Origin of the sequence: Endozoicomonas sp. G2_2, from assembly GCF_017744135.1 — a bacterium.
Lineage (GTDB): Bacteria > Pseudomonadota > Gammaproteobacteria > Nevskiales > Salinisphaeraceae > Salinisphaera.
In genome coordinates this window covers 15,413-41,437 of the sequence record NZ_JAGHQU010000015.1, presented here as the reverse complement: position 1 = coordinate 41,437, position 26,025 = coordinate 15,413, and the positions used below count along the sequence as shown (strand labels likewise).

20 protein-coding genes are annotated in these 26,025 nt (G+C 66.3%); 12 read left to right on the top strand and 8 right to left on the bottom strand.

Annotation, left to right across the window (positions count from 1 at the left end):
- Nucleotides 1-52 precede the first annotated feature (52 nt).
- The 3 genes from J7355_RS15095 to J7355_RS15085 are packed head-to-tail and all read left to right on the top strand — an operon-like array spanning nucleotide 53 to nucleotide 2,458.
- Nucleotides 53-1,579 carry an ATP-binding protein gene (locus J7355_RS15095; RefSeq protein WP_209064135.1) on the top strand — a complete coding sequence of 509 codons (1,527 nt, stop codon included), beginning with the start codon at nucleotides 53-55 and terminating at the stop codon, nucleotides 1,577-1,579.
- 41 nt (nucleotides 1,580-1,620) lie between these two features.
- The gene (locus J7355_RS15090; RefSeq protein ID WP_247740025.1) at nucleotides 1,621-2,148 is read left to right on the top strand and encodes a dihydrofolate reductase; all 528 of its coding nucleotides are present in this window, start codon (nucleotides 1,621-1,623) and stop codon (nucleotides 2,146-2,148) included.
- A 40-nt stretch (nucleotides 2,149-2,188) separates the two neighbouring features.
- Complete coding sequence (locus J7355_RS15085) at nucleotides 2,189-2,458, top strand: acyl-CoA-binding protein (RefSeq protein ID WP_209064133.1); 270 nt, start codon at nucleotides 2,189-2,191, stop codon at nucleotides 2,456-2,458.
- On the opposite strand, the gene J7355_RS15080 is transcribed toward J7355_RS15085, so the two are convergent.
- Nucleotides 2,435-2,983: a hypothetical protein gene (locus tag J7355_RS15080; protein ID WP_209064131.1), complete on the bottom strand. Its 549-nt coding sequence runs from the start codon at nucleotides 2,981-2,983 to the stop codon at nucleotides 2,435-2,437. The genes J7355_RS15085 and J7355_RS15080 overlap by 24 nt on opposite strands.
- 80 nt (nucleotides 2,984-3,063) lie before the next feature.
- Between J7355_RS15080 and J7355_RS15075 the strand changes: the two genes are divergently transcribed.
- The 4 genes from J7355_RS15075 to J7355_RS15060 all read left to right on the top strand — a co-directional run bounded on the left by J7355_RS15075 (nucleotide 3,064) and on the right by J7355_RS15060 (nucleotide 7,184).
- Nucleotides 3,064-3,711 (top strand): HAD-IA family hydrolase, encoded by a 648-nt coding sequence (locus J7355_RS15075; RefSeq protein ID WP_209064129.1) that lies wholly within the window; start codon nucleotides 3,064-3,066, stop codon nucleotides 3,709-3,711.
- The gene (locus J7355_RS15070; protein ID WP_247740024.1) at nucleotides 3,708-4,580 is read left to right on the top strand and encodes an NAD-dependent protein deacetylase; all 873 of its coding nucleotides are present in this window, start codon (nucleotides 3,708-3,710) and stop codon (nucleotides 4,578-4,580) included. Before J7355_RS15075 ends, J7355_RS15070 begins: the two co-directional genes overlap by 4 nt.
- Before the next feature lie 211 nt (nucleotides 4,581-4,791).
- Complete coding sequence (locus J7355_RS15065; protein WP_209064127.1) at nucleotides 4,792-5,730, top strand: ROK family protein; 939 nt, start codon at nucleotides 4,792-4,794, stop codon at nucleotides 5,728-5,730.
- Between the two features lie 227 nt (nucleotides 5,731-5,957).
- Nucleotides 5,958-7,184, top strand: a complete 1,227-nt coding sequence (locus J7355_RS15060; protein WP_209064125.1) for a carboxylate--amine ligase — start codon at nucleotides 5,958-5,960, stop codon at nucleotides 7,182-7,184.
- Between the two features lie 87 nt (nucleotides 7,185-7,271).
- Here J7355_RS15060 and J7355_RS15055 read toward each other — a convergent pair whose 3' ends face one another.
- The 3 genes from J7355_RS15055 to J7355_RS15045 all read right to left on the bottom strand — a co-directional run bounded on the left by J7355_RS15055 (nucleotide 7,272) and on the right by J7355_RS15045 (nucleotide 10,411).
- Nucleotides 7,272-9,260: a hypothetical protein gene (locus tag J7355_RS15055; protein WP_209064123.1), complete on the bottom strand. Its 1,989-nt coding sequence runs from the start codon at nucleotides 9,258-9,260 to the stop codon at nucleotides 7,272-7,274.
- 309 nt (nucleotides 9,261-9,569) lie between these two features.
- Entirely contained in the window at nucleotides 9,570-10,055 is a 486-nt protein-coding gene (locus J7355_RS15050) for a hypothetical protein (RefSeq protein ID WP_209064121.1), read from the bottom strand.
- Nucleotides 10,052-10,411 (bottom strand): hypothetical protein, encoded by a 360-nt coding sequence (locus J7355_RS15045; protein WP_209064120.1) that lies wholly within the window; start codon nucleotides 10,409-10,411, stop codon nucleotides 10,052-10,054. The genes J7355_RS15050 and J7355_RS15045 overlap by 4 nt, the downstream gene beginning before the upstream one ends.
- Nucleotides 10,412-10,521: 110 nt before the next feature.
- On the opposite strand from J7355_RS15045, the gene maiA reads away from it, so the two are divergent.
- Nucleotides 10,522-11,175: a maleylacetoacetate isomerase gene (maiA, locus tag J7355_RS15040; protein WP_209064118.1), complete on the top strand. Its 654-nt coding sequence runs from the start codon at nucleotides 10,522-10,524 to the stop codon at nucleotides 11,173-11,175.
- A gap of 493 nt (nucleotides 11,176-11,668) precedes the next feature.
- Nucleotides 11,669-16,459 carry an NAD-glutamate dehydrogenase gene (locus tag J7355_RS15035; protein WP_209064116.1) on the top strand — a complete coding sequence of 1,597 codons (4,791 nt, stop codon included), beginning with the start codon at nucleotides 11,669-11,671 and terminating at the stop codon, nucleotides 16,457-16,459.
- 31 nt (nucleotides 16,460-16,490) lie between these two features.
- On the opposite strand, the gene J7355_RS15030 is transcribed toward J7355_RS15035, so the two are convergent.
- The gene (locus J7355_RS15030) at nucleotides 16,491-17,483 is read right to left on the bottom strand and encodes an AraC family transcriptional regulator (protein ID WP_209064114.1); all 993 of its coding nucleotides are present in this window, start codon (nucleotides 17,481-17,483) and stop codon (nucleotides 16,491-16,493) included.
- A 124-nt stretch (nucleotides 17,484-17,607) separates the two neighbouring features.
- Between J7355_RS15030 and J7355_RS15025 the strand changes: the two genes are divergently transcribed.
- From J7355_RS15025 to J7355_RS15015, 3 genes are all read left to right on the top strand, one after another.
- A complete protein-coding gene (locus J7355_RS15025; RefSeq protein ID WP_209064112.1) occupies nucleotides 17,608-19,197 on the top strand; it encodes an FAD-binding oxidoreductase in 1,590 nt (529 codons plus the stop codon).
- A gap of 171 nt (nucleotides 19,198-19,368) precedes the next feature.
- Nucleotides 19,369-20,907: a glycerol-3-phosphate dehydrogenase/oxidase gene (locus tag J7355_RS15020; protein WP_209064111.1), complete on the top strand. Its 1,539-nt coding sequence runs from the start codon at nucleotides 19,369-19,371 to the stop codon at nucleotides 20,905-20,907.
- Nucleotides 20,904-22,478: an FGGY-family carbohydrate kinase gene (locus J7355_RS15015; RefSeq protein WP_209064109.1), complete on the top strand. Its 1,575-nt coding sequence runs from the start codon at nucleotides 20,904-20,906 to the stop codon at nucleotides 22,476-22,478. The genes J7355_RS15020 and J7355_RS15015 overlap by 4 nt, the downstream gene beginning before the upstream one ends.
- On the opposite strand, the gene J7355_RS15010 is transcribed toward J7355_RS15015, so the two are convergent.
- The 3 genes from J7355_RS15010 to J7355_RS15000 are packed head-to-tail and all read right to left on the bottom strand — an operon-like array spanning nucleotide 22,447 to nucleotide 26,014.
- On the bottom strand, nucleotides 22,447-23,964 hold the full coding sequence (locus J7355_RS15010; protein WP_209064107.1) for a hypothetical protein: 1,518 nt from the start codon (nucleotides 23,962-23,964) through the stop codon (nucleotides 22,447-22,449). The genes J7355_RS15015 and J7355_RS15010 overlap by 32 nt on opposite strands.
- Nucleotides 23,961-24,698, bottom strand: coding sequence for an SDR family oxidoreductase (locus J7355_RS15005; RefSeq protein WP_209064105.1), 738 nt, complete (start codon nucleotides 24,696-24,698; stop codon nucleotides 23,961-23,963). The genes J7355_RS15010 and J7355_RS15005 overlap by 4 nt, the downstream gene beginning before the upstream one ends.
- Complete coding sequence (locus J7355_RS15000) at nucleotides 24,695-26,014, bottom strand: FAD-binding oxidoreductase (protein WP_209064103.1); 1,320 nt, start codon at nucleotides 26,012-26,014, stop codon at nucleotides 24,695-24,697. Before J7355_RS15000 ends, J7355_RS15005 begins: the two co-directional genes overlap by 4 nt.
- Between the last annotated feature and the right edge of the window lie 11 nt (nucleotides 26,015-26,025).

Sequence of the window (26,025 nt, the reverse complement as noted above, 5' to 3'; positions counted from 1 at the left end):
CGCGGTCGCTCATTCTTTCAGCGGGTAGGGGACAAGCAGCAGCGTGAGCACCATGTTCCGCGAAGAACCGGAAACGCGCGCCCAGTCCCTGGGCGCGGCCGCCCTCGGCCTGCTGCTCGAGCAGATGCCGGATGCCGCCCTGTGCCTGCTTGATACGGCCGGTGTGATCGAAGAATGGCATCCGAGCGCGGAAGCGTTGCTCGGCCATATTGCGTCCCAGGTTCAGGGCCAGCGGCTGGAAACGTTGCTGCCGGAGGAGCGCCGCTTCGAAGCCGAGCTGCCGCGTGCCCTGTTCGAGGCCAGCGCCCAGGGGCGCGGACGTATGGAAGGCGCGCTGATGACCCGCACCGGTCAGCGCCGTGTCTGCGTCATGGATCTGTCGCCGCGTCTCGACGGCGAGGACGACATCGCCGGCTTCATCGTGCTCGTTCGTGCCACCGGCCCGCGCCGCGCGGTCGACACCGTGGCGGCCAACGAGAACCTTGCGGCGGCCCATCGACTTAATCTGACCCGCGCCACCGACGACCCGGCGTGGGTGGGTATCGATCTCACCGGCCGGGTCAGCGGCATGGGCGAGGGCGCGGCCAGCTGGCTCGGCTGCGACGTGGAGGACACCCTCGGCCGGGCGATCGAGGTTTGTATCCAGCTGCGCGACGCGGCGAGCTGGCCGATCGCGCTGCATCGTTCGGTGCGCTCGCGGCGGCCGATCAGCGTGAACGTCGCGCCCATCGACGGCGGTGAGGCGCCGTTGCGTACGGCGCGGTTGCTGCCGTTACGCACGCCGGAAGGCCGCCTCAACGGGTTCACGCTGCTTGTGGAGTCGGCCGATGTGGCCAGCGCGCCGATCGAACCGCCGGCCACCTCCAGTCAGCGCACGCCGCTGGACCGCGCGAGCGACCGGGCGGGCGTGCTGGCAGCTGCCCACGACCTGCGCGAGCCGCTGCGCAAGATGCAGCACAATGCCCGCCAGCTGCAGGCCGCCGAGGCGCCGCGTTTGACCGACCAGGGCCGGCGCCAACTGGAAAGCCTGCAGGCGGCAGCCGATCGCATGCAGGGCATGATCGGCGGCATGCTGCGCCTGGCGCGTATCGATACCGGCAGCGTGGAAGTCGAGCCGCTCGAACTGGATACGCTCATCGACGATGTGCGCGCCGATCTCGCCGTGCTCATCGAAGAACATGGCGCCACTTTCGATATCTCGACGCTCGGGCGCCTGACCGGCGACGCCGCCCAGTTGCGGGCGCTGTTCCAGAACCTGATCGACAACAGCATTCGCTATCGCCGCGCCGGTACGCCGCCGCGCATTCGTATCGCAGCAGAATCGAGCGACGACGCACCAGCCGGCGTGCGGATCAGCTATGCGGACAATGCGCGCGGCCTGGGATCGCCCGAGCTGGCATTCCAGCCGTTTCGAAAAAACGGCTCGCCGGATCACGGTACCGGCATCGGCTTGTCGCTGTGTCGTCGTATCTGCCGCCGTCATGGCGGTGATCTCACCGTGGCCGAAACCGGCCAGACCGGCACGACATTCACGATCGAACTCAACGATATCGAGGACGAGGCCGCGCTCGACGCCTGAGTCGTCGCGTGGGCGCATGCGACCTCGACAAGGAGTCCCGCTTGCCAACCGAATCGCCAACGAACGCTACGGGCGTTGCCCTGACGTTGATCGCTGCGATGGATCAAAACGGCGTGATCGGCGCCGATGGCGGCATGCCATGGCATATCCCGGGCGATTTGCGCTGGTTCAAGCAGCAGACCCTGAACAAGCCGATTCTGATGGGCCGACGCACCTTCGAGTCGATCGGCCGCGCGCTGCCCAAGCGGCGCAATCTCGTGCTGACTCGCGACGCGGCGTTTGTCGCCGACGGGGTCCAGCGCGTCGGCGGTATCGACACCGCAATCGGCATCGCGGCACGGGATGGTGCCGCGGAGCTGATGGTGATCGGCGGCGCGCAGGTCTATGCGCTCGCCCTCGAACGCGCGAGCCGGCTGCAGCTCACGCGTATCGAAAGCGCCTACGAGGGCGACACGTGGTTCCCCGAAATCGACTGGTCGGCCTGGGAACTGGTCGACGAGACAGCGGTTGCCGCCAGCGGTGATACGCCGGCGCATCGGTTCATGACATGGCAGCGGCGGCGCGCTTAGACTGGGCGTTCACCATCACTGCATTTTCCAGGAGACGGATATGGCAGAAGACCTTCAGGCCCGCTTCGAACAGGCGCAGAAAGATGTGGAAACGCTGTCGTCGCGCCCGAGCAACGACGATCTGCTCGCCCTATACGCCCATTTCAAGCAGGCCACCGTTGGCGATGTCGAGGGCAAGCGGCCCGGCATGACCGATTTCAAGGGTCGTGCGAAGTACGATGCCTGGGCCAAGCTCAAGGGCACCAGTGCCGACGACGCGATGGAAGGCTACATCAACAAGGTCAATTCACTGCTCGACGCCGACAGCTGACGCCGGCTGCAGCGACAGCACGTCGCCGACCACGGACCGGGCCTCGGCCAGCGTCATGTAGCGGCCGAGCCCGGCTTCCTGCAACACCGTGCAGGTGAAGGCCCGGATGTCGTCGGCGCCGGACAGCGACATTTCGCTCTCGTACGCGCGGTAACGCCGCTCGAATCCCGTATTGGCGAGCGCGCCTATCGATGCGATTCGTATCTCGCGCGCCGCGGTTCGGTCGAGCCGTCGCCGGGCGCTGGTGACGATGAACACACCCGGCGCGATATGCTGGGCCGTCGGCTTGGGGCCATGCACCTTGAGTTCGCAATAGCCACGCGATTCGTCGATGGTCGCAAGGCGTTGCGGCTTGCTGTCCTGCAGATAGACACTCCAGCGTCGCTCGGGCACCACGAGCGCGGTATGCAGCCGAACAGTGCTGCCGACGCCCAGCATCGGCTGGCCGGCCTCGCGTATGCCGGCGCAACCGGTGCACAGACCCAATACGATGCCGAATGCGGCCGCCTGCAGGATTCGGTTCATTGATCACACCGTCGTATCGTCCGTACCGGGCATGAATCGTGACGCATCGGTGTCACGCCGACGCACGTAAACTGTCGCGCATGAACCATCCCGTCTCCTGGCTAGTATTCGATCTCGGCGGCGTGCTCGTCGACGTGGCGCCCGCGGAGGTCACGCTGGCCGCGCTGGCACGCCGCAGTGAAACGTCCGAAGCCCTACTCGAGCCGCTGTTGCGCGAGCGCTTCGTCGAGACCCCGTACTCGCTGGCCGAGCGTTTCCAGATCGGCACGCTCGACGAAGCCGGTTTCCATGCCGCCTTGAACGACAGTCTCGACCGTCCGCTCGACTACAGCGTCCTGATCGCGGAAATCGAAGCCATGCTGCTTGGCGAGAAACGGGACACCGTCGCATTGCTGGCTCGCCTGGCCGCGGCCCATCGTATTGCCTGCTACAGCAACACCAACGCGACGCACTGGCGATACATGCTGCGACAGTTCGGTTTCTTTGCGTATATCGAGCGTGCATTCGCCTCCCAGGAGCTGGGTGTCGCCAAGCCGGACCCGCGTGGTTTCGCCCATATCGCGGCCGCGCTGGATGTTGCGCCCGCCGGCTGCCTGCTGATCGACGACCGTCAAATCAATGTCGACGGTGCGCGCACCGCCGGCTGGCAGGCAATACAGTTCACCGATGTCGCCACGCTCGAGCGCGACCTCGCCACGCGCGGCATCAACGTGGGAGCATCGGCTTGAGTCTGTCGGACGCCGTTCACTCCGATGCCGGTGTCGCTGCGCCGCGGGCCGATCATGTCGACCGGCTCAGGGAATTTCTCGATGCGCATCGGCAGCTGTTCGTGCTCACCGGCGCCGGCATCAGCACGCTGTCCGGCATACCGGATTACCGCGACCGGGACGGCGGCTGGAAAGGCGCCACGCCGATCCAGCATCAGGCGTTCGTCAGCCAGCAGGCCAAGCGCAAACGCTACTGGGCACGCAGCATGGCAGGCTGGCCGGCGGTGGCGCGGGCACGCCCGAACGCCGCCCATCACGCGCTCCACCGCCTCGGCAAGGCCGGCGCCACCTCGCTGCTCGTCACCCAGAACGTGGATGGCCTGCACCAGGCGGCGGGCAGTCGAGCGGTCGTGGACTTGCATGGACGCCTCGATCGGGTGATCTGTCTGGACTGCAACACGCGGCTTTCGCGTCACCGGGTCCAGGAGATGCTCGTCGCCGCGAATGCGGGGTGGCTGCACGACAGCGATGCGATTCGACCGGACGGCGACATCGAGCTCGGCGACGTGGATTACGCGGCGTTCGTGGTGCCCGACTGCCCGGTCTGTCGCGGCATTCTCAAGCCGGACGTGGTCTTTTTTGGTGGCGCCGTGCCGCGACGCACGGTCAACCGTGCCTGGAACGGGCTGGCACGCTCGGACGCCGTGCTCGTGGTCGGGTCGTCCCTGATGGTCTGGTCGGGGTTTCGTTTCGTGCGTGAAGCGGCGCGCAACGGGCTGCCGATCATGGCGATCAATCGCGGCCGCACGCGCGCGGACGACCTGATCACCCACAAACTGGATGATGACTGCGGCGCGCTGCTGGACGCGGCAATCGCGCCCACGCCCTGATGGTTGAGAAATCGCCGGAGCGCCGGGGTTAGACCTCCGACGCGGCGCCGTCCACCCGGCCGAAGGGAACGGCGCCCACGACCAGCCGTGTCGCGATAATATAGCCGAGAAATCGGAGTTTCTTGCGAATCATGAGTCTGCCCTCGAATGTCCGCGTTGTCTTTGCTGTCGTTCCCGGAATACTGGCGCCGCGCCATGACAGGAGCGTGACATGAGCGGCGTATCCAACCCGGATCGCGGCCTGCGTATCGGTGTGGATCTCGGCGGCACCAAGATCGCCGGCATCGTGCTCGACGGCGACGCCGCGGTATGCGCCGAACGTCGGATCGACACGCCGAACGGCGGCTATCGCGAGACCGTGGAAGCCATCGTGGATCTGGTCCATGCGCTGGAACAGGACGTGGACCAGGCCGGTCTCCCGCTGGGCGTGGGCACGCCGGGCAGTGTGCTGGCCTCGACCGGGCGCCTGCGCAACGCCAACTCGCAATGTCTGAACGGCAAGCCGTTGGGCGCCGACCTGGCGTCTGCATTGTCGCGCGACGTGCGGCTGGCCAACGACGCCGACTGCCTGGCGCTGTCGGAAGCCCGCGACGGCGCCGGTGCCGGCCACGGCAACGTCTTTGGCGTGATTCTGGGAACCGGGGTCGGGGGTGGTGTCGTGATCGACCGGCAACTGATCACTGGACGCAACGGCTTGGCCGGGGAATGGGGGCATACCTGCCTGCCGTGGCAGACGTCGGCCGAGGCGCGCCAGCCACCGCGGTGCTGGTGTGGTCTGGATAGCTGTCTGGAAGCGTGGCTTTCCGGGCCGGGCATGACGGCCGACCACGTGCGTCGCGGCGGCTACAACCTGCCTGCGCACGAGATCGTGCAGCGTGCAGAAGCCGGTGAGCGGTTGGCCGGGGCGACGCTCAAGGTATGGCTGCAGCGCGTCGCGCGCTCGATGGCCATGGTCGTCAACATCGTCGACCCGGACGTCATCGTGGTGGGCGGTGGCCTGTCCCAGATTCGCTGGCTTTATAGCGAAGTACCCAAGATCTGGGCACAGCATGCCTTTGCCGAGTCGATCGACACGCCGCTGTTGCCGGCGGCCCACGGCGATGCGTCCGGCGTGCGCGGCGCAGCGCGGCTCTGGCCGTTGTCCGAATAGCGGTTCGGGCGGCCGCGCCGGTGGCAATTTTCAACAATCGTTAGCCGGCCGCCATTCCGCCGCGAACGCCCGTGAGGAGCGGCTGTCCAACGGTATTGCACGCATCTCGGCCGCGGCGTACAAGAGGTGGTCGCTGTATGGATCCCAGTCGTCGATCATGGACGCGCTGACCATCAGCCGCACGGCGTTTGTGCTACGGTCTAAGAGAATCCGACTTTGAGGCAAATATGACAGAAAAGAATCCGGAAAAGGGTTATGTCGCACTGCTGGGCTGGTCGCTCGGTGCGATCGAGGCTGCCGATCGTTTTGATCGGCGCTATGTGGTCGTCGCCCCGGATTGGGCTGAAGACTACTGCAAGCAGCATGATATCCCTTACATTCCATGGAATTTCGAGCGTCTGAACGACCGCTCCATGGAAATTGCGGAAAAGCTCAAGGAAGAGGGTGTTGACGTTGCCATTCCGCTGTTCGAGGAGACGGTGGAATGGGCCGGTGCTATCAACTCCGTGCTCATGGACAACCCGCGCCTGCACGGCCAGGCGGTGCTCTTCCGTGACAAGGCGCTGATGAAGCGTCGCGCGCAGCTCGGCGGCATCCGTGTGGGTATTTTCGAAGAAGCCCACGAGATGGACGATGTCTATCGCTTCTTCAAGCGCGTGAACCAGACGCTGCTCAAGCTCGACGGCGACCCCCAGGATCCGATCCACCTGAAGGCGTTCGACAAGGCCGGTTGCCTGGGCCACCGGATGATCCGCACGGTCGAGGAGATCGATGCGATTCCGGAAAGCGAATACCCGCTGCTCATGGAAAGCCACCTCGACGGCTGGGAATTCGCGGTGGAAGCCTGGATCTGGGACGGCAAGATCCAGTTCCTGAACATCTCCGAGTACGTGACGCTCGGCTACTCCGTGTTCGTGCCGGCCACGCCGGAGCTCGAGAGCTGGCGTAATGCGATTACCGAACAGATCGAGAAGCTCATCAAAACCTTCGACATCAAGTTCGGTCAGATTCATCCCGAGTACTTCGTGACCTCCGACGGCACCATGTACTTCGGTGAAGTCGCCTACCGTCCGCCGGGTTTCAAAGCCTTCGAGCTGATCGAGCGTGCCTATGGCTTCAACGCCTATCAGGCCACGATTCTGGTCATGGATCCGAAGACCACGCAGGAGGAGATCGACAACTTCTTCCCCGAGCCGGTCAAGGATGCCAAGGGCTATGCGGGCTGCTTCGGCGTCTATCCGCGTCGACGCGTGGTCAGCAAGCTCGAGATCCCCAAGGAAACCGAAGAGCATCCGTACTTCGATTTCCACGAGCTCACTGCCCCGCTGCAGGACACCGTCACCAAGCGTACGGCGTTCGGCACCCACTGGGGTCTGGTGTTTTTCTTTGGCGACAATCCGCACCAGCTGCGTGATCTGCTCAGGCACCAGGAAGAGCTCGACTTCTACGTCTAGACAGGACGTACAAGCCGAAACGAAAAAGGCCGCGCCGGCTTTCCCGGCGCGGCCTTTTTAATGCCTGTCGTTGTCGCGTAAGGGGTATCAGCCGTCGTTCCAGGGCAGCTGCGCAGCCCAGCTTTCCGCAATCAACGCGCGTATACGCGCTACGGCCTCGTCCGGCACGATGCTGGCGTCGCCGATCTCGCGGCTCTTGTAGTGAAAGACATAGACGCGGGCGATGAACTGTTCGAATGGCAGCGACGACTCGCCTTCGAGTTCACCGTGGCTGTGGGTCGAGGTGATGATGTCCTGACCCCAGTTCTGACCCTTGTCGCGGTTCGGGTTGAAGAAGTAGACACGCCATTCGCCGGCCGGGTCATAGGCAACGCGCTGGATGGAGATTGCGTGCCAGCCGACAAGCGCACCGCTGTAGTCGGTGGTCGCGATTCCGCAGGGCTGGGCGTAGACCAGGTCGCGCCCCCCGTTGTAGAGCGGGTGATACGACGCATAGAACGCGCGGATGAAATCGTCGCAGCGGTGGACGCCGCCGGTGGCTGTATCCAGTAGCTCGCCGAAGCCGCGGTGTACCCACCAGCCGTGCAGTTCCGGGTTGACCCATCGATGGCCGTCGCCGGATCGGCCGATCGTTTGCCGGCTCATTTCCATGTAGATGCGGTCGAGATGCGGGGTGAGCAGCAGCGAAACGGGGTCGAGCTCGGTATGCAGCGTCGTTGCCAGCCCGAACGACAGTTCGCTTGAGCGGATCGTCTGGCCCTCGAAGTGCATGGTCAGCTCGTTTTCGCGGGCCGCGAAAGCGATCAGCTCCAGCAGATAACCGACATCGTTCTGTGCCCACAGGCTGATCGCGCGTGCGGCCTGGCAGGTGGGGTTGTGGCCCTGATCGACGCCGCGTGGCTGGCCGAGCACCGACAGCGTGCCCGCCAGAAGCAGCACGTTCGCGTCGGGCGGGTCCTGCCATTCGCTGGCGTTGCGCAGCTGTTCGCCCACGCTCGGATGTATTGCCAGCACCATCAGCCGGCGCAGGCCCGGCAGTACCGGGCGTATGAAGGTCATGCCCTGTTCGAGCAGCTTCGACAGCCCGTAGATGGAACGCGCGGTCTCGCGCCAGATCGCAAAGCGGATGAGATCGGAGATTAGCGTCTGATGGGCGCCGAGGCTCACCTTGCCCACCGCGTTGAGCGCTAGAGCCGGGCCGACCAGCTCTGGGGCGTTGTCGACCAGATGGCGCAACAGATCCGCATGGTGCGGCGACACCAGGCCGGTGCGCGCCATCGCCTGGCCGAAATTGTGGGCTTCCTCGGCAAGCGCGTTGATATCCAGCTGGGTGAGCGCGGCGGCGTAGTCGTCGCGCGTACCGGCACGCGACAGGGGTGTCGGGCCGTTGAGCGCGTTCATCCACTCGCGTGCGCGCGCGACGGACGGGTCGTCGTCGGGCAGCTCGTGCGTCGCGCGATCGGCGGCGCGCAACAGCGCTTCGACACGCTGGACCATGATCGGGCGCTGCAGCAGCACGCGTTCGGCTTCCTGAATAAGGGCGTCGAGAATGGCGGCCGTACCCAGGTGTTCGAGAATGAAATCGAACAGGTTCTTGACCCGTTCTGCGGCGGCCGGGTCGGCCTCGCGGGTTTCCTCGGTCGCCACCGGAAACAGCAGATCGAGATTGCTCGCCAGTATCTGCTGCAGAAAGCGGCGGGCGTCGTTCGGCGGCATGCCGGTGTGATCGCTGTGGCCTTCGGCGATCGCGAGCATGCGCAACTCGCTCAGGCATTCGAGCGTTGCGTTGATGCCGCCGCCGCGCAGGGTGCCACTGACCAGCGCCGGCACCAGCATCTCCGGCTTTTCCCAGTCACCGCCGGCGAATACGCCGCCGGCATCGAAACGCGGCGCGTAGGCATACAGATGGCGAATGCCTTCCGGGCTGCGCAGCAGCTTTTGTGCGCGGGCCATGAGCTGTTGCTGCTGCATGGCCTTGCCGAAGGTGCGCGCGGCCTCGAGTCGTTCGAGTACTTGTTCGAAATCTTCGGCGAGGCGCGCCGGATCGCTCAGGCCGCTGCTTGTGACTTGGGCCATGAATCGCCCTCCAGTGATCTGGATGGCCGGCACGGCCATCGTGTTCGGAACCCGATGCCGGTCACGTTCACGGTATGCGAGCTTGCTCGAGCCGCGCGCCGTGGGGCGATGAATCGCCGTGATCCACCCGGCATCCTGTTCAAATGAAAGAATGGACGTTAACACAAGGCCAAGGCGCCTCATGACGCGCATACAGCGTGTTATCGGCGCCCGCAGCGCAACTCTGCAGGCCCGTCGGTCCGTACTCGACCCACGGGCGTTTTGACTGGATGTGTCGCGTGGAGCGGGTCGCCGGCCCGAATCAAACGTTCAGGCCGCGCGCCGGTCCGCCCAGCGCAGCCACCGGCGTACCAGCCGGATGCTCAGCCAGAGGGTGACCAGAATCCAGCCCGCGGTTGCGATGAACAGCGCCAGCATGAGCGTGCCGATGCCCAGTTCCGGCCAGGCGGCGGCCAGGGTCTCGACCGGATGCGGCGCGTACGCCAGCGTGTTGAGCACGGTAAGCGCGCTGTTGTAGAGCGTGGGCAGTGCCGCCAGCGGCGCGAACAGCACGAGCAGCAGGGCCAGCACCGAGATCGCATGGTGCCGGCCGAGCCAGCGATGGTGCGACGCGACCAGCGGTGTCTGCGCCGCCGCGGCCCACCAGTGCACGAGCGCGACCACGGCCATCACCGGAATGAGCAGAATGCCCACCCCGAGCCAGAGTGCGGCGGCGATCGTGCCCGCGCCGATATAACCGAAGGTGACGCCGAAGTTGCTCGTCTCTACGGCCGGCGATGATTCCTGCACGCTCACGATGTGGGCCCGGGCAGGGCGCGGTGCTCGGCGAAGGCGAGTACACCGCGGATGAAGCGATACAGGCCCCATAGCCAGAGAATCACGTAGCCGATGAAGCCGATCATCACGGTGGTGAGCACCAGGCAGACCAGCGACCAGAGCACCGTGAACCAGAAGGTGCGCATCAGCCAGCGGTGGTGGCTGTAGGCCACGGGGTCGCGACAGTCGCGCAGCTTGACGTGGTTGATGATCACGCCGGCCACGGCGGTGATGATCGAAAAGAAGCCCAGGCCGTAGAGAACATAGGTCACGAGCAGGACATTGCGCTCGATCTCGCTGCGGGTGACGGGCGTGGAATCGATTTCCTGGCTCATGCGAAACAAGGGTCGGTAGAAGGGGGACGCGGGCACGCTTTCGAGGTTTTCGGCGGCCCGCATTTGCTAGAATCGGGGCATCACAAGACGTTCACAAGCCGGGTTGCGGCATGCTTCAACTATTCACGCATCATCGCAGTGTGTCCGCGCATCGCGTGCGTATCGCTCTCAACTACAAGGGTGTGTCGTACAAGTCCATCTTCACGGATATGGACCATACCCGCGGCGATCGGCTGAGCTATCTCAACGTCAATCCGCAGGGCCTCATTCCCGCGCTCTGGGCCGAGGACGATCTGGTCATATCCCAGTCATCGGCCATTCTAGAATACCTGGAGGAGCGCTATCCTGAACGGCCGCTGCTGCACGGCGACATCGCTGAGCGCGCACGGATCCGTTCCTTTGCCCAGATCGCGATCGCCGATACCCACCCGCTGAACAACCTGCGCGTGCTGCGCTACCTGCGCGACGGCATGAACGTGGCTTACGAAAAACGCCGGGAATGGTTCGAGCACTGGATCCACAAGGCCTTTGCGCCGATGGAATCCATTCTCGCCAACCAGGCCCGCGAGAACGACGAGAACAGCTATTGTTTTACCGCGCGCCCGAGCCTGGCCGATGTGTGCCTGGTGCCGCAGGTCTCCATGGCCGAGCGCTATGACGTCGATCTGAGCGGGTATCCCACCATCCGTCGTGTGCATCGCGCCTGCATGACACTAGCTGCCTTCCAGGCCGCTGATCCGGACAACCAGCCGGATACCAAATAACCCGTCGCCCGCCCGAAACCGCGTCCCGCGCGGCTTATCGGGATCGACACGGTGGTCGTCGGCGCGGCGGCTTTGACCCCGCGCAGACCGGCGAAGCCGACAAGTCGCGTTTTCCCGCTCAGCGCCCGCCTCGACAGCGCTTGTTAATGCCATACACCTGGGTCTAGGGCCTGTGGCCGTTTTATCCGCGTCCGCGCCAAGCGCTGCCTAAAAAATTTACTAGGGGCGGCAAGACGAGGCGTAGCGCGCGCCGCGCAGTCATTCTGCGCAAGCGGGCTAGAACGCTGGATTGCCGGAAAACGGCTCTTGTCCCGAAGGGTTGGGCCGCAAATCATGCTCTGCGGCGTTGCGAGTCTTGATCGTGGCACGCCACGAGGCGGCGACTCGCGCCTTGCAGAACACGATTTGCGGTCTCCAACGCGGGCTCGCATAAAACGGCCATAGGCCCTAGGGTGGCGGCATCGGACAACGCGTATCCAAAGGGCGGCGGGTGATGAGCACGATAGCCACGATAGTTGCAGACGTCCGTGCCCGGGCGGGCACCTACGAGCCGGCAAGCCAGCGCGACCTCATGCTGCGCTTTGTCGATGCCTGGTTCGAAGGCATCACGCTCGACGCCATCGCGGCGCGTTCGGTCGATGCCCTCTATGCTGCGGTCTGTGACCAGTTCGAGCTGATCTGTGAGCCGCGCCGCCTCGGCGAACCGCATATCCGTGTTCACGAGCTCGACGGCCGCGAAGGGCATTGCGATACCGCGCTCATCGCTGTCGCGGACGACATGGCGTTTCTCGTCGACACCATCAGCATGGCGGTGCGTGAGACCGGGGCCGATATCGACTGGATGATGCACCCCATCATGCGCGTCGCCCGCGACGAGTCCGGCGTGCCGTGCGACATCCGCTCGGCAGCGGAAAGCACGAACCACGGCGACGAGGAGTCGCTGGTACGGCTCGAGTTCGCGGCGCCCACGGGTCTTGAAAGCGATGCGCTGGTCGAGCGCGTGGCGCACAATCTCGGCGACTTGCAGGCCGTGGTCGGCGACTGGCAGGCCATGCGGCGCCAGCTGCAGAAGGTCGTCGCCGAGCTGGATACCGTGCCCAGCGGCGTCGATATCGACGAATGCGAGCAGACCCAGGCGTTCCTGCGCTGGCTCGCGGACGATCACTTCACCCTGCTCGGCTATCGCCAGCGCGAGGTGCAAAGCGGCGACGACGACGCCGAGGTCATGGTCGACACGCCCGGCACCAGTCTCGGTCTGCTGCGCGAGGACCGCGCCGGCCTCGACCCGGACGGCTATGTCGCGCCGGCGGCCGCGCTCGACAAGTACACCCAGTCCGCGCGCATTCTCGTCGTGGCCAAGGCCAACCGACGGTCCTGGATCCATCACGCCGAAACCATGGACGTGATCGCGATCAAGCGCATGGACGACACCGGCAACGTGATCGGCGCCCATCGCTTTCTGGGTCTGTTCTCGGGCGAGGCCTATGCGATGAGCCCGCGCCAGATTCCGCTGCTGCGCCAGAAAGTGCGCGACGTGGTGGCCCGCGCCGCCCTGCGCCCGCGCTCGCACAGCGCCAAGAGCCTGCGCTACATCCTCGAGACCTTCCCGCGCGACGAGCTGTTCCAGTCCTCGGAGGACGAGCTCTACAACACGGTCATGGGCGTGCTCGGCATGCGCGAAACCGAGCGCCTGCGCCTGTTCATGCGCCGGGATCGCTATGCGCGTTTCTTCTCGTGCCTTGTCTACATGCCGCGCGAACGCTATACGCTGGAACTGCGCGAACAGATCGAAGGCGAGCTGGCGCGCTGTCTCGACGGCCGTGCCCAGGAGTCCGACGCCCAGTTCCTGCGCGGCGCCCTGGTGCGTATTCATTACCAGATCGCGATCGAGGGCGACGGCGAGGGCGATTTCGATACCCGTGAGCTCGAAGCCCATCTCATGGCCGCCACGCGTGCCTGGCCGGATCGCTTCGCGGCGGCCGCGCAGCACGCCGGTTCGCTCATGCCGGCGTATGCCCGCGCTTTCGACGCCGGCTATCGCGAGCGTTTCTCGGCGGAGGCCGCCGTCGACGATGCGCGCGTGCTCGCCGGCATCGACGACGGCGATACGCCCGTGCTTCAGGTCATCGGCGTCGCCGACGGCGATGTTCAGCTCAAGCTCTACGGCAGCGGCGCGGAGATGCTGCTGTCCACGACCATGCCGGTGCTGGAGAACTTCGGGTTGTCCGTGCATACCCAGCGGCCATACCTCATCCAGCGCCCCGGCCACACGCCGCAGTGGATACACGAATACGAAGCCGATCACCCGCAGGCCGATGCGTTGCGTGATGCCAGCCGCGGCAAAAGCATCGCGCAGGCTTTCGCGGCGGTGATCGCCGGTACCGCCGAGAACGACGGCCTCAACCGGCTGATCATCAGCGCCGGATTCACCCCGCGTCAGGTCGTGCTGGTGCGCACCATCACCCGCTACCTGCTGCAGACCGAACTGCCGTTTTCGCCGGACTACATTCAGGAACAGCTGGCCGGACACGCCGATCTGGTCGCGCGCTTCGTGGCGCTGTTCGAGTCCCGTTTCGACCCGGATCGAGCGGCCGACGATGGCGCCGCGCCCGATCAGGACGAAATCGCGGCCATGCTCGACGCGGTGGCCAGTCTGGACGCCGATCGCGTGCTGCGCGCCTTTCACGGCGTGATCAACGCGACCCTGCGCACGAACTATTTCCAGCCCGACGCACACGGGCAGGCCAAGCCGTATGTGAGCATCAAGCTGGATCCGGGCGACATGCCCGAACTGCCGCGGCCGCTGCCCATGTTCGAGACCTTCGTCTACGCGCCGGAGGTCGAGGGCGTGCATCTGCGCGGCGGCAAGGTGGCCCGCGGCGGCCTGCGCTGGTCGGACCGGCGCGAGGATTTCCGTACCGAGGTGCTGGGGCTGATGAAGGCCCAGATGGTCAAGAACGCGGTGATCGTGCCGGTCGGCGCCAAGGGCGGTTTCGTGGTCAAGAACGCGCCGGCCGACGAATCCCGCGAGGCGCGCCAGGCCCGCGGCATCGCCTGCTACAAGACCTTCATACGCGGTTTGCTCGACATCACCGACAATCGCGTCGGCGACGCGGTGGCGCCGCCCGAGCGCGTGGTGCGGCGTGACCCGGACGACCCCTATCTCGTGGTTGCCGCCGACAAGGGTACGGCCACGTTCTCCGACATCGCCAACGGGCTGTCGCAGGAATACGGTTTCTGGCTCGACGATGCCTTCGCGTCCGGCGGCTCCGCCGGTTACGACCACAAGGCCATGGGCATCACCGCCCGCGGCGCCTGGGAGGGGGTCAAGCGGCATTTCCGCGAACTCGATCACGACATTCAGACCGAGCCGTTCACGGTGGTCGGTATCGGCGACATGGGCGGCGACGTGTTCGGCAACGGCATGTTGCTGTCGGAACAGATCAAGCTGGTGGCGGCCTTCAACCACCTGCATATCTTCATCGACCCGAATCCCGATCCGGCGACGAGCTTCGCCGAGCGCAAGCGCCTGTTCGAGATGCCGCGTTCGGCGTGGAGCGACTACGACGAATCGCTGATCTCGGCCGGCGGCGGCGTGTTCGATCGCAGCGCGAAGACCATCGAACTCTCGGACGAGGCGCGCGCCGCACTCGGCATCGAGGAACGACGCCTTGCACCGATCGCGCTGATGAACCAGATCATCAAGGCGCCGGTGGACCTGCTCTGGAACGGCGGCATCGGCACCTACGTGAAGGCGCGTTCGGAATCGCACGCCCAGGTCGGCGATCGCGCGAACGACGGTTTGCGCGTCGATGGCCGCGATCTGCGCTGCAAGGCGGTGGGCGAGGGCGGCAACCTCGGCCTCACCCAGGCCGGACGGATCGAATACGCGCTCGCCGGCGGACGGCTCAATACCGACGCCATCGACAACTCCGGCGGCGTGGATTCGTCGGATCTCGAGGTCAATATCAAGATCGCGCTGGGCACGGTGGAAGCGGCCGGTGCCGTTGACCGCGAGGATCGCAATGCGCTGCTCGCACAGATGACGCCGGACGTGATCGATCTCGTGCTGTCGACAAATTATCTGCAGACGCAACAGATCAGTCTCATGGAGGCGGAAGGACTCACGCGCTTCGACGAGCAGATCAGCTTCATGCGGGCGCTCGAACGCGACGGCCGGCTCGATCGCCGCCTCGAACGGCTGCCGGACGATGAGACCATTGAAGAGCGGGCGCGCAACCGGCAGGGGCTGACGCGGCCGGAACTGGCGGTGCTCATCTCCTACAGCAAGATCGCGCTTGCCGATGCGGTGCTCGCCGGTGACCTGCCGGATGATCCCTGGTTCGAATATCTGCTTGCTTCGGGGTTCCCGCATGCGCTGGTCGAACGGTACCCGCAGGCGGTGTTCGATCATCGCCTCAAGCGGGAGCTGATCACCACGCTGGTCACCAATCAGATGGTCGACCGGCTCGGCATAGCGACGGCACACCGGCTGCCGGCGGGTTTCGGTGCGCGCATGGATGCCGCGGTCCGGGCTTACGTGCTTGCCGATGCCTGGCTCGACGGCGAGGCGCTGTTCAGCGAAATCGAGTCCTGGGACAACCGCCTGGCCACCGCGCACCAGTACGCGCTGCACAAGATCGTGATCGGCCTGCTCAAGCACGCCATGAGCTGGCTGCTGGGTACGCCGGGCATCGAGGGCGATCTGTCCTCGCTGGTGTCGCGCTATCAGGCCGGCGCCCGCCGGTTGCTCGAACAGCTGCCGGATTTTCTGGTGGGAGGCTATGCCCGCCGCTGGCAGGCCGATCGTGCCGAATGGACCGAAGCGGGTCTCGACGACGCTTTCGCCTGCCGCATCGCAAGCGCCGACGCCGGCGGCGGCATCATGGATATCGTCTCGCTGGCCGAGGATCGCGGGCGTGACATCGACGAAGTCGCACGGCTGTATTTCGCCCTCGGCGACGAACTCTCCGTGGACTGGCTGCAGCATGCGATCCACGGGTTGCCGGCGAATGGCCGCTGGGCGGCGCTGGCGCGTACCAGTCTGCGCAGCGACAGCTATCGCATTCACCAGCAGATCGTCGCCCAGGTGCTCGATTTCGACGGCGCCGAACCGCTGGCGCAATGGCGCGCCGCGAACGAGCGCACGCTCGCCTTCGTCGGGGCGCGCATGGGTGAGCTGCAGGCGATCGATCAACCCGGCCATGCGCACCTCACCGTTGCGGTGCGGGACATGGCGCGCCTGGCGACCGCCGGGCCGACCAGCCTGGGTGGCGCAGCATAGCCGGCGCGGGCATCTCGCCTGGCGCCGTCGACTAGCGTTGGCGGCGCCAGGCCAACGGGGTCTGGCCCTGCCAGCGCCGGAACGCTCTCTGGAACGCGCTCTGTTCTGAAAAACCGAGTCGATGGCTGATGTCGCCGACGGACAGGCCGCTGTCGCGCAGATAGGTGAGCGCGAGTTCGTGACGCGCCGCCGCCACGCAGCGGCTGAAGGTCGTCCCGCTGGCCTGCAGACGCTTTTGAAGGGCGCGTTCACCGAGATCGAGCGCCAGCGACGCGCGAGCGAGGTCGGGGGTGGCGTGGCCGATGGTTTCCTTCAGCCAGGCCATGAGCCGTGCTTGCACATCGCGTGCATCGGCGGCGCGGGCGCGCGCCGCCACCCGGTCGCTCAAGTGCGCGGCGAGCGCGGCGTCGGGCGTACGCAGGCCGACCTCGAGCAGCGCGGGGTCGAAACACAGCCGGCATGCGGGCGCCGAAAACACGACGGGGCAGGCGAAGAAGGCCTCGTAGAGCGCCGGATCCCCCTGGGCCCGGTGGCTGAACTCGACGCGAGTCGGCGATTCGTCGCGCGCGCTGGCCCAGCGCGCGAAGCGCACCCAGGCGCCGAAGGCTTCCTCCACGAGTGCCGGCATGCGCGAACCCGCGCTGTGCCATTCGAGCGCCACGTGATCGTCATGCGCGACGAACCGGCCCTCGCCAACGGCATTCACCAGGTGCGCGAAACGAGCCTGGTAGGCGAGCACCTCGCCCAGCGTCGCGCAGTGGCGCAGCAGAAACCCCAGCGTGCCCCAGCGATCCGGCTGGGCGGCCATGCCGAATTCAAGGCCGAGCAGCGGATTGTGCAGCGCCGCGATCCCGGCCTGCATGAGGCGTTCGTAGTGCGCCGCGTCGACCGCGCGCTCGGGGTGCGCCAGCGCCTCGCGATCGAGCCCGGCGGCCTGCGCCAGGGGCGCGGGTTCGAGCCCCTGGGCGCCGAGATAGGCGAGCAGGGCACGAAGCATGGAAACGGCGACGGTGGCCTGGGGCATGGGTCGTGGCGGTCGGAGCTGTCGCTACATTGCCAGTGAATATGCGCGTAAAGTCAATTTTTTTGACCTGGCGATCGTATAGCCTCGATCGCGTTCTTCGATAAAACACCACGGGCACGACACGATGCGGCGATGGAACGGCTGGGGCGACGACACTTTCGACAAGCCGCTACCGGATAGCGCGCGCGCGTTTCTGGAATCGCGTCTCGGGCGCGGCGAGATCGTCGCCGACGCGAGCCTCGACAGTGCCTGTGCCCAGGTGCCCGAATCCCGACTCGACTTGACCCACGGCTTCGATGCCACGCCCGAAGCCCGCCTGCGCCACGCCCACGGCCAGAGCTTCGCCGACTGGGCCGCACTGCGCCATGGGCATGTCGGCCCGTTTCCGGACGCGGTCGCCTCGCCGGCGACCCACGACGAAACACAGGCCGCGATCGATGCGGCCCGTGCCGCGGGCGCGGTGGTGATCCCCTACGGCGGCGGCACCAGCGTGGTCGGCCATCTCAAGGTTGTCGACGATGGCCGACCGGTGGTCAGCGTCGACACGAGCCGCAATGCGCGGCTGCTCGAACTCGACGGCCACAACCGCATCGCGCGTCTGGGCGCAGGGGCGGCCGGGCCGGTGGTGGAAGCCCAGTTGCGCGCCCAGGGATTCGTGCTCGGCCACTACCCGCAGTCGTTCGACTACTCCACGCTCGGCGGCTGGGTAGTGACCCGCTCCGCCGGTCAGCAGTCGCGCCGCTACGGTCGTATCGAACAGCTTTTTCACGGCGCGCGGCTGGCCTGTCCGGCCGGCGATTTCGACGTCGGCGGCGCCGTGGCGTCGTCGGCCGGGCCGGATCTGCGCGAGCTCGTGCTCGGCAGCGAGGGACGTCTGGGCATCGTCACCGAAGCATCGGTTCACGTCACGCCCGTGGCTGCGCGCGAATCCTTCCACGCCGTGTTCTTCGCGGACTGGAACGCGGCCCTCGAAGCGGCGCGCGCGATCACCCACGCTGAAGTGCCGGTGTCGATGCTGCGGGTGTCCAACGAGGTCGAGACGGATACCCAGCTGCGCATCGCCGGTCACGAATCCGCGATTGCCTGGCTGCGCCGCTATCTCGGCGTGCGGGGGCTGGGCGATCGGCCGGCGATGATGATGTTCGGCGCGACCGGCAGCCGGAAACAGGCCCAGCGTATCAAGGCGGATACGCTCGCGATCACGCGCCGTGCCGGTGGTGTGCACGTGGGCGCCGCGATGGGCCGCATCTGGGCGAAGAACCGCTTTGCCGGCGCCTATCTGCGCAACAGCCTGTGGGACGCCGGCTTTGCGGTCGACACCATGGAAACCGCTGTGCCCTGGTCGCGGGCGACCGCCACCATGACCGCCATGCAGCAGGCCGCGCATCTCGCGCTCGAGCCCTTTGACGAGCGCGCTCTGGCGTTCGCCCATCTGTCGCATGTCTACGATGCCGGCTGCAGCGTGTACATGACCGTGATCTGGCGCCGCGGCGCCGATCACGCCACCGATACCGGTCGCTGGCGCGCGCTCAAGCAGGCGGTCAGCGAAGCGATCGTCGCCCATGGCGGCACCATCAGCCACCAGCACGGCGTGGGCGCCGACCATGCGCCGTATCTCGCCGCCGAGAAACGCGAAACCGGTATCGGCCTGATCCGTGCCGCGCTCGCCGAACTCGACCCGGACGCCATGATGAATCCATACAAGTTATGTTGAATCGCATATTCATGCGCCGCAAAGCCAGGCTTCATGCCAAGCCGCAAAGACGCAAAGGGTCAAGAATGAATGCCTTTTTTCTCTTCTTCGCGTCTTTGCGCCTTTGCGTGAGTCGTTCTTGTGGGGCATGGCTCGTACCGACAGACGCGATGACCGGCGCGCGATTAAAGGATGGCTATGTGGACTGAAGGCTGGCGGTCGCGTTTTCAGGCGGCGGCCGAAACCCGTTTCGACGTGCTCATCATCGGCGGTGGCATCACGGGCGCCGGCATCGCGCTCGAAGCCGCGCGCGCCGGGCTGCGGGTCGCCCTGGTCGAGCAGAACGACTTTGCCTCGGGGACGTCGAGCTGGTCGTCCAAGCTCGTGCACGGCGGCCTGCGGTATCTGGCCAGCGGCGATTGGCGCCTGACCCGCGAATCCGTGCACGAACGTCAGCGGCTGATGCGGGATCTGCCCGGCCTGGTCGAGCCGCTGGACTTCATGCTGCCGGTCTATGCCCACGACAAGCCCGGCCGGGCCGCACTCGGCGCCGCGCTGGGCCTGTATGACCTCATGGCCGGCAAGCGCTACTCGCACTACATGACGCCAGCGACGTTCGGCATGCACATGCCGTATCTCGATCGCACCGATCTCAAGGGCGGCTTCGTCTATCGCGATGCGGTAACCGACGATGTGGGCCTGACCCTGCGCGTGCTTATCGAAGCCGCGGCCCATGGCGCGCTGGCAGCAAACTATTTGCGTGCCGACGAGCTGATCTTCGACCACGACACGGTTGCCGGCGCGCGCGTCACCGACCGCGAAACCGGCGCTGCTTTCGATATCCGCGCAGCCAGCGTGATCAACGCGACCGGGCCCTGGAGCGACGCGCTGCGCGAACGCGTCGACGGCCGGCCGCAGCTGCGCCCGCTGCGCGGCTCGCACTTCGTGTTCCCGTTTTACGCGTTGCCGGTGGCGCGCGCGGTCACCTTGTTTCACCCGGACGATCGCCGGCCGCTGTTCGCCATTCCATGGCAGGGCGCGACCGTGTTCGGAACCACCGACCTCGACCACGAACAGCCGATGGACGAGCCGCCGCGCATGAGCGCGGATGAGTCGGACTATCTGATCGCCGCGGCGCGGCATTATTTCCCGTCGCGCGACCTGTGCGCGGCGGACGCGTTTTCGGCGTTCGCGGGGGTCCGGCCGGTGGTGCGCGGCGAGCCGGGTGCGTCGGCGTCCGAGGAATCGCGCGAGTCCGCGATCGATGTCGAAAAGGGGCTGATCACGGTCACCGGCGGCAAGCTCACGACGTTCCGTGTCACCGCCCACGACGTGCTCGAACGCGTCGGCCAGGCGCTCGGCCGTCGATTCACCCGCAATACGGCCGCGCCGATCATCCATGCCGGCACGACGGCGGCCGGCCGCGGCGTGCGCCACGGGCCGGCCTATGCCGCGATGCCGGCTGTTGCCGACGATGCCACGCGTCTGGGCACCACCGACTATTGCCTGCGTGAACTGCGCTTCGCGCTCGTGCACGAGGCCGTGGCCCATCTGGACGATCTCATGCTGCGCCGCACGCGCGCGGGTCTGCTGCTGTGCAAGGGCGGGCTGCAGCAACTGCCGCAGATCGAGCCGCTGGTACGCGACGCGCTGGGATGGGACAGCGCGCGGTGGGATCGCGAGGTCGAGCGTTATCTCGCCCATTGGCAGGCCGTACACGCACCGGCATGAGCACCGCCGATCGACTGCTCGCTATCGATGTGGGCACCCAGAGCGTGCGCGCACTGGTGTTCGACGACATGGGCACGCTCTGTGCGCGCGCCCAGGTGCCGATCGCGCCGCCGTATCATGCGCCCCAGCCCGGCCATGCCGAACAGGACCCGGCGGTTTTCTGGGCGGCCGCGGGTGCGGCCTGCCGCCAGCTCTGGGAAACGCAGCCGGAGCTCGCGGCGCGTATCGCCGGAGTGGCCCTGACCACCCAGCGGGCGACCAGCGTGTTCGTGGACGACGCCGGCGAGCCGATCGGCCCCGCAATCTCCTGGCTCGATCAGCGCCGCGCCGCGCGCGTGCCCCGATTGCCGGCATGGTGGCGCGCTATCTTCGGCGCGCTCGGCCTGGCATCCACCATCGATACGTTCCAGCGCCTGTCGCCGGCCAACTGGCGTGCGGCTCATGCACCGGAGCAGCACCGGCGTACGCGCTACGCGCTGCTGCTTTCCGGCTATCTCGTGCAGCGCCTGACCGGCGCCTGGCGCGACAGCGTGAGCGCCCAGGTCGGCTATCTGCCGTTCGACTACAAGCGCCGGCAATGGGCAGGAAAGCGCGACTGGAAATGGCGGGCGATCGAGATCGCGCCCGAGCAACTGCCGGAACTCGTCGAGCCCGGTCAGCCGCTTGGCACGCTCGATGCCGCCGCCGCCACATCGCTGGGCCTGCGCGACGGCCTGCCGCTGTTCAGCGCCGGCGCCGACAAGGCCTGCGAAGTGCTCGGCTCCGGTGCGGTCACGCCCGATACGGCCTGTGTGTCGCTGGGCACCACGGCGACCATCAACACCTGCCGCGACGCGTATCGCGAGGTCACCCGCTTCGTGCCGGCCTACCCGGCAGCGATGCCGGGCGCGTTTACCGACGAAATCCAGATCTATCGCGGGTTCTGGCTGGTGTCCTGGTTCAAGCAGGAATTCGCTGTCGACACGGTCGATGCCGCGGCGCGCGAACAGCGAGCGGCCGAAGCCCTGCTCGACGAGCGTATCGCACCGATCGCGCCGGGCAGCGACGGGCTGCTGGTGCTGCCGACCTGGTCGCCCGGGGTGCGTATCCCGGGCCCGGAAGCCCGCGGTGCGATGGTGGGTTTCACCGATACCCACAGCCGGGCGCATGTCTATCGCGCAATTCTGGAAGGCCTGGCCTACGCGCTGCGCGAGGGGCGCGAGCGCATCGAAAAACGCACGAAGACGCCGATCACCCGGCTGCGCGTGTCCGGCGGCGGCTCACAGTCCGATCAGGCCATGCAGATACTCGCCGACGTGTTCGATCTGCCCGCCGAGCGCAGCCATACCCACGAGACCAGCGGCCTGGGCGCCGCGATCAACGCCGCGGTGGGGCTGGGCTGGCATGCCGATCACCGTGCGGCCGCGCGCGCCATGGTCCATGCCGGTACGCGCTTCGAACCCCGGCCCGAGGCCGTGGCCACCTATGAACGCTTCTATACCGAGGTGTTCGCCACGCTCTACGGTGAACTCAAGCCTGCCTTCGAGCGCATCCAGTCGATCACCGATCCGGACGCGGGCGCTCGGACATAGGCCGCGCGTCGAGCGCGCGTTCGCCGCGCCTTGCCCAGCCCAGCAGGCGCCAGGCCATCACCGCGAGCGTGGCGGCGATGAACGGGTTCACCGAAAAGCGAAAGCGCTGATTCTCGTCCACTTCGAAGGCGTTGCCGATCACGCTCACGTACATGATGTTCAACCACAGGAAGATCAGCGTCGCGTCGGTGGCGCTGACCTCGCGGCGGATCGCGAAACGCAGCAGCAGGAATAGGCCATAGAGCACGGCCAGCGTGTAACCGATGGCGACCAGCACGCCGATCTGGCCCATCTCGAGATCGAAGCCGGGCTTGTCCGGATAGGCCGGCTGGCCGGCCAGCGCCAGCGAGAAGGCGCGGCTGTAGGGCTCGATCGCTTGGCGGTTCTCGTGCAGGAAGGGGTAGTCGCTGGCCGGGCGCAGAAACATCAGCCAGGCGGTGCCCATGGACTGCAGATACACCGTGGGGTGGATCCGTACCGCCGCAATCGCATCCGCGAGCGCCTGCTCCGAGACATCCGCATAGGCGAGATGGTTGTAGTTCACGTGGCCGGTGGACTTGCGCTTCTGGTCGAGCACGGTGATGCCGGTGGGCTCGACCGCGTCGAAGAAGTCCGCATATTCCTCGGGCGTGTTGAAGGGAAAATCCATCAGCGACATGTCGGAGATCAACCCGCTGTCGGCCATGCGCTGGCGCTCGTCCTTGTCGATGGCCAGCGTGGTCAGCTTGGACAGGCTCATGCCCATCCAGTCCGAGGTGGCGAAATGGCCGGTGACCATCAGGTTCTTGCCGTAAAGCGCGAACACGATCGCCAGCGGCACGAGGGCCGCGCCGAGCACCGCCTTGCGATAGCCCGGCAACACCAGCGCGCAGAACATGGCCAGCACCACGAACCACTGCCACTGAAACATGGAGCGCGTATAGATCAGCGCGGCCATGGCGACGAACATCGCGAACGCGCGGCCGAAGGTGAAGCGCTCCATGCACAGATGAAAGAGCCAGGCGATCACGCCCAGCAGCGCCAGGATCATCAACGTGTAATAGGGAATCGCTTCGTAGAGTACGAGCGCCGGGGTGAGCATGAACACCAGCGCCACGCCGAAGGCGAGCCAGAGACTGCCCGTGAGTTTGCGCACGAGGCTGTAGAGCAGCAGCACGCTGGCGATGGCCAGGGCGCTATAGATGCCGCGAAACAGGATCGACAGAACAAGCGGGTCTTCACTGATCTTGAGCACCGCGCCGAGCACCAGGTTGTACAACGGCGGCTGACCGGGCATGTAGAAGACGCTTTCCAGCAGGTTCTCACGCAGCAGCACGGGGTCCAGAATCTGCCAGGAGGTATCGATCGGCGCCAGATCGAAGCGCACGCCGGCAGCAAAGAAGCACAGCCGGGACAGGATATAGAAACCGACCAGCCAGAGCGCCGGGCGCGGCTCGGGATAGATGAGCTTGTCCTGGTCGACTTTCTGGCGCGTGAAGCGGTTCAAAGCCCGGTCCGGTGAAAGATCGCCCGCGGCAGGGCGGTGATGATGGTCATGATCAGGCGCCAAAAACCGGGCGTGTAGCACACGGCCGTGCCTTTCTCGATCGCTTTGTGAATATCCGCGCCCACCTTTTCCGGGCTGGCGAACAGCGGGCCCTTGTCGAAGTCGGCGGTCATCGGTGTATCGACCATGCCGGGGCGGATGGTCACCACCTGCACGCCGGCGGCGAACAGGCGGTGGCGTAGCCCGTCCATGAACGCGTTCAGCCCTGCCTTGGCGCTGCCATAGACATAGTTGCTTGCACGCCCGCGGTCGCCGGCAACCGACGAGATCGCGGCGATCGTGCCAGAGCCCTGGCGCTCGAAGCGGTTGGCGATATCGGTGAGCAGGGCGATCACGCTCACGGCGTTGGTATGCCAGGCCGCCACCGCGGCGGCCGGGTCGGCCGCGCAGGCGGCTTGATCGGGCAGGGTGCCGTAGGCGACGAGCACGGTGTCCAGTCCGCCGAGGGCGGCTTTAGCGGCGTCGATCATGGCCGCGTGGGCCGAGAGGTCGTCGGCATCCATCACGCGCGCGGCGACCGTGGGCGCGCCACGGACCTGCAGATCGTCCGTGATCGCGGCCAGGCGCTCTTCATTACGGCCGGTCAGAAACAGCGCGTCGCCGGCGGCGGCGAAATGTCGGGCGGCCTGTTCGGCGATGGTCGACGTGGCGCCGACGATCAGAACCTTTCTCATGAATCCTCTCCTGTCACCCGCCGCCAGAAATCCGACGAAAAGGCGGGATCGACGAATGCCTTGAAGCGTTCGGTGGCCGGGAAATACTGCTTGAACGCGGTGCTGCTCATGCGCGCGTCCTTGGCGGGGTAAACCGCGCCGCCGGCTGCCTGCACCACCTCATCGAGTCGATCGAGCAGCGCAAAGGTCTCGGGGCCGCGATTGGGGAAATCCAGCGCCAGCGTCACGCCGGGGCGCGGAAACGACATCAGCCCCGGTGATTCGACATTGCCGAAAACCTTGAGCACCGACAGGAAAGAGCCGGCGCCCGCCGCCGCAATACGTTCGAGCAGTTCGGCGATCGCCGCGCGCGCATCGGCATGCGGCACCACGCACTGGTACTGCAGAAACCCGTTCGGCCCATAGGCACGGTTCCAGTGTCTGATGCCGTCCAGCGGGTAGAAATAGGGCTGAAAATGCTGGGTGTCGCGGCTGCGCGGTTTGCGCTTGCGATGAAAGTACAGCGTGTTCAGCGGCCGCAGGGTAGCGCCATTGATCATCGAGACGGGCGTGACGAAGGGAAACGTCGGCCCGCCGCGCCGGCGTGGATCGGGCTGCTGGCCCAGGGCGGGCTTGTGGTTGGCGCGCATGAACCAGCCGCGGCCGAGCTTGTTGCCGCGCGCCGTGCAGTCCACCCAGGCGACGGTGTATTCGTAGTCGGCGTCGGACGCCGCGGAAATGTCGAAGAACGCGTCCAGATTGGAAAAGCGCAGGGTGTCCACGTCCATGTACGGGCCTTCGATCCGCTTGAGCGCGATCGTGGCGCGGGTGACCAGTCCGGTCAGCCCCAGGCCGCCGACGGTCGCCGCGAACCAGTCGGCGTTGTCGTTCGGGGAACAGGTCAGCGCAGTCCCATCGGAACGCAACAGGCCCAGCGAACGCACATGCCGGCCGAAGGTGCCGGCGACGTGATGATTCTTGCCGTGCACGTCGTTGGCGATCGCGCCGCCCACCGATACGAACTGGGTGCCGGGCGTGACCGGCAGGAACCAGCCCTGCGGCACCACCAGTTCGAGAATATCGGCGAGCAGCACGCCGGCTTCGCATTCGAGAATGCCGGTCGCCGCATCGAAGGCGATGAAACGATCCAGGCCGCCCATGTCGATGAGCAGCCCGTCGTTGTTCAGGCAGCTGTCGCCGTAGCTGCGCCCGTTGCCGTAGGCCAGCATCGACGTATCGGCTGCGGGCAGCGCCGTCGGCCGCGCGGCAAGACGCCGCACGTCGGCCGGGCGACTGTCCGGGTAGCGGCCCCAGGAGGCGTAGTTCGATGCACTCATGACAGGAGTCT

Excerpts from the sequence above, each read along its gene's own strand:
- J7355_RS15080 (WP_209064131.1), bottom strand. The coding sequence starts at position 2,983 with ATGAACCGAATCCTGCAGGCGGCCGCATTCGGCATCGTATTGGGTCTG.
- J7355_RS15045 (WP_209064120.1), bottom strand. The coding sequence starts at position 10,411 with ATGAGCCAGGAAATCGATTCCACGCCCGTCACCCGCAGCGAGATCGAG.
- J7355_RS15005 (WP_209064105.1), bottom strand. The coding sequence starts at position 24,698 with ATGAGAAAGGTTCTGATCGTCGGCGCCACGTCGACCATCGCCGAACAG.
- J7355_RS15085 (WP_209064133.1), top strand. The coding sequence starts at position 2,189 with ATGGCAGAAGACCTTCAGGCCCGCTTCGAACAGGCGCAGAAAGATGTG.
- J7355_RS15035 (WP_209064116.1), top strand. The coding sequence starts at position 11,669 with ATGAGCACGATAGCCACGATAGTTGCAGACGTCCGTGCCCGGGCGGGC.
- J7355_RS15025 (WP_209064112.1), top strand. The coding sequence starts at position 17,608 with ATGCGGCGATGGAACGGCTGGGGCGACGACACTTTCGACAAGCCGCTA.
- J7355_RS15065 (WP_209064127.1), top strand. The coding sequence starts at position 4,792 with ATGAGCGGCGTATCCAACCCGGATCGCGGCCTGCGTATCGGTGTGGAT.
- maiA (WP_209064118.1), top strand. The coding sequence starts at position 10,522 with ATGCTTCAACTATTCACGCATCATCGCAGTGTGTCCGCGCATCGCGTG.
- J7355_RS15095 (WP_209064135.1), top strand. The coding sequence starts at position 53 with ATGTTCCGCGAAGAACCGGAAACGCGCGCCCAGTCCCTGGGCGCGGCC.
- J7355_RS15015 (WP_209064109.1), top strand. The coding sequence starts at position 20,904 with ATGAGCACCGCCGATCGACTGCTCGCTATCGATGTGGGCACCCAGAGC.
- J7355_RS15030 (WP_209064114.1), bottom strand. The coding sequence starts at position 17,483 with ATGCCCCAGGCCACCGTCGCCGTTTCCATGCTTCGTGCCCTGCTCGCC.
- J7355_RS15060 (WP_209064125.1), top strand. The coding sequence starts at position 5,958 with ATGACAGAAAAGAATCCGGAAAAGGGTTATGTCGCACTGCTGGGCTGG.
- J7355_RS15055 (WP_209064123.1), bottom strand. The coding sequence starts at position 9,260 with ATGGCCCAAGTCACAAGCAGCGGCCTGAGCGATCCGGCGCGCCTCGCC.
- J7355_RS15075 (WP_209064129.1), top strand. The coding sequence starts at position 3,064 with ATGAACCATCCCGTCTCCTGGCTAGTATTCGATCTCGGCGGCGTGCTC.
- J7355_RS15000 (WP_209064103.1), bottom strand. The coding sequence starts at position 26,014 with ATGAGTGCATCGAACTACGCCTCCTGGGGCCGCTACCCGGACAGTCGC.
- J7355_RS15020 (WP_209064111.1), top strand. The coding sequence starts at position 19,369 with ATGGCTATGTGGACTGAAGGCTGGCGGTCGCGTTTTCAGGCGGCGGCC.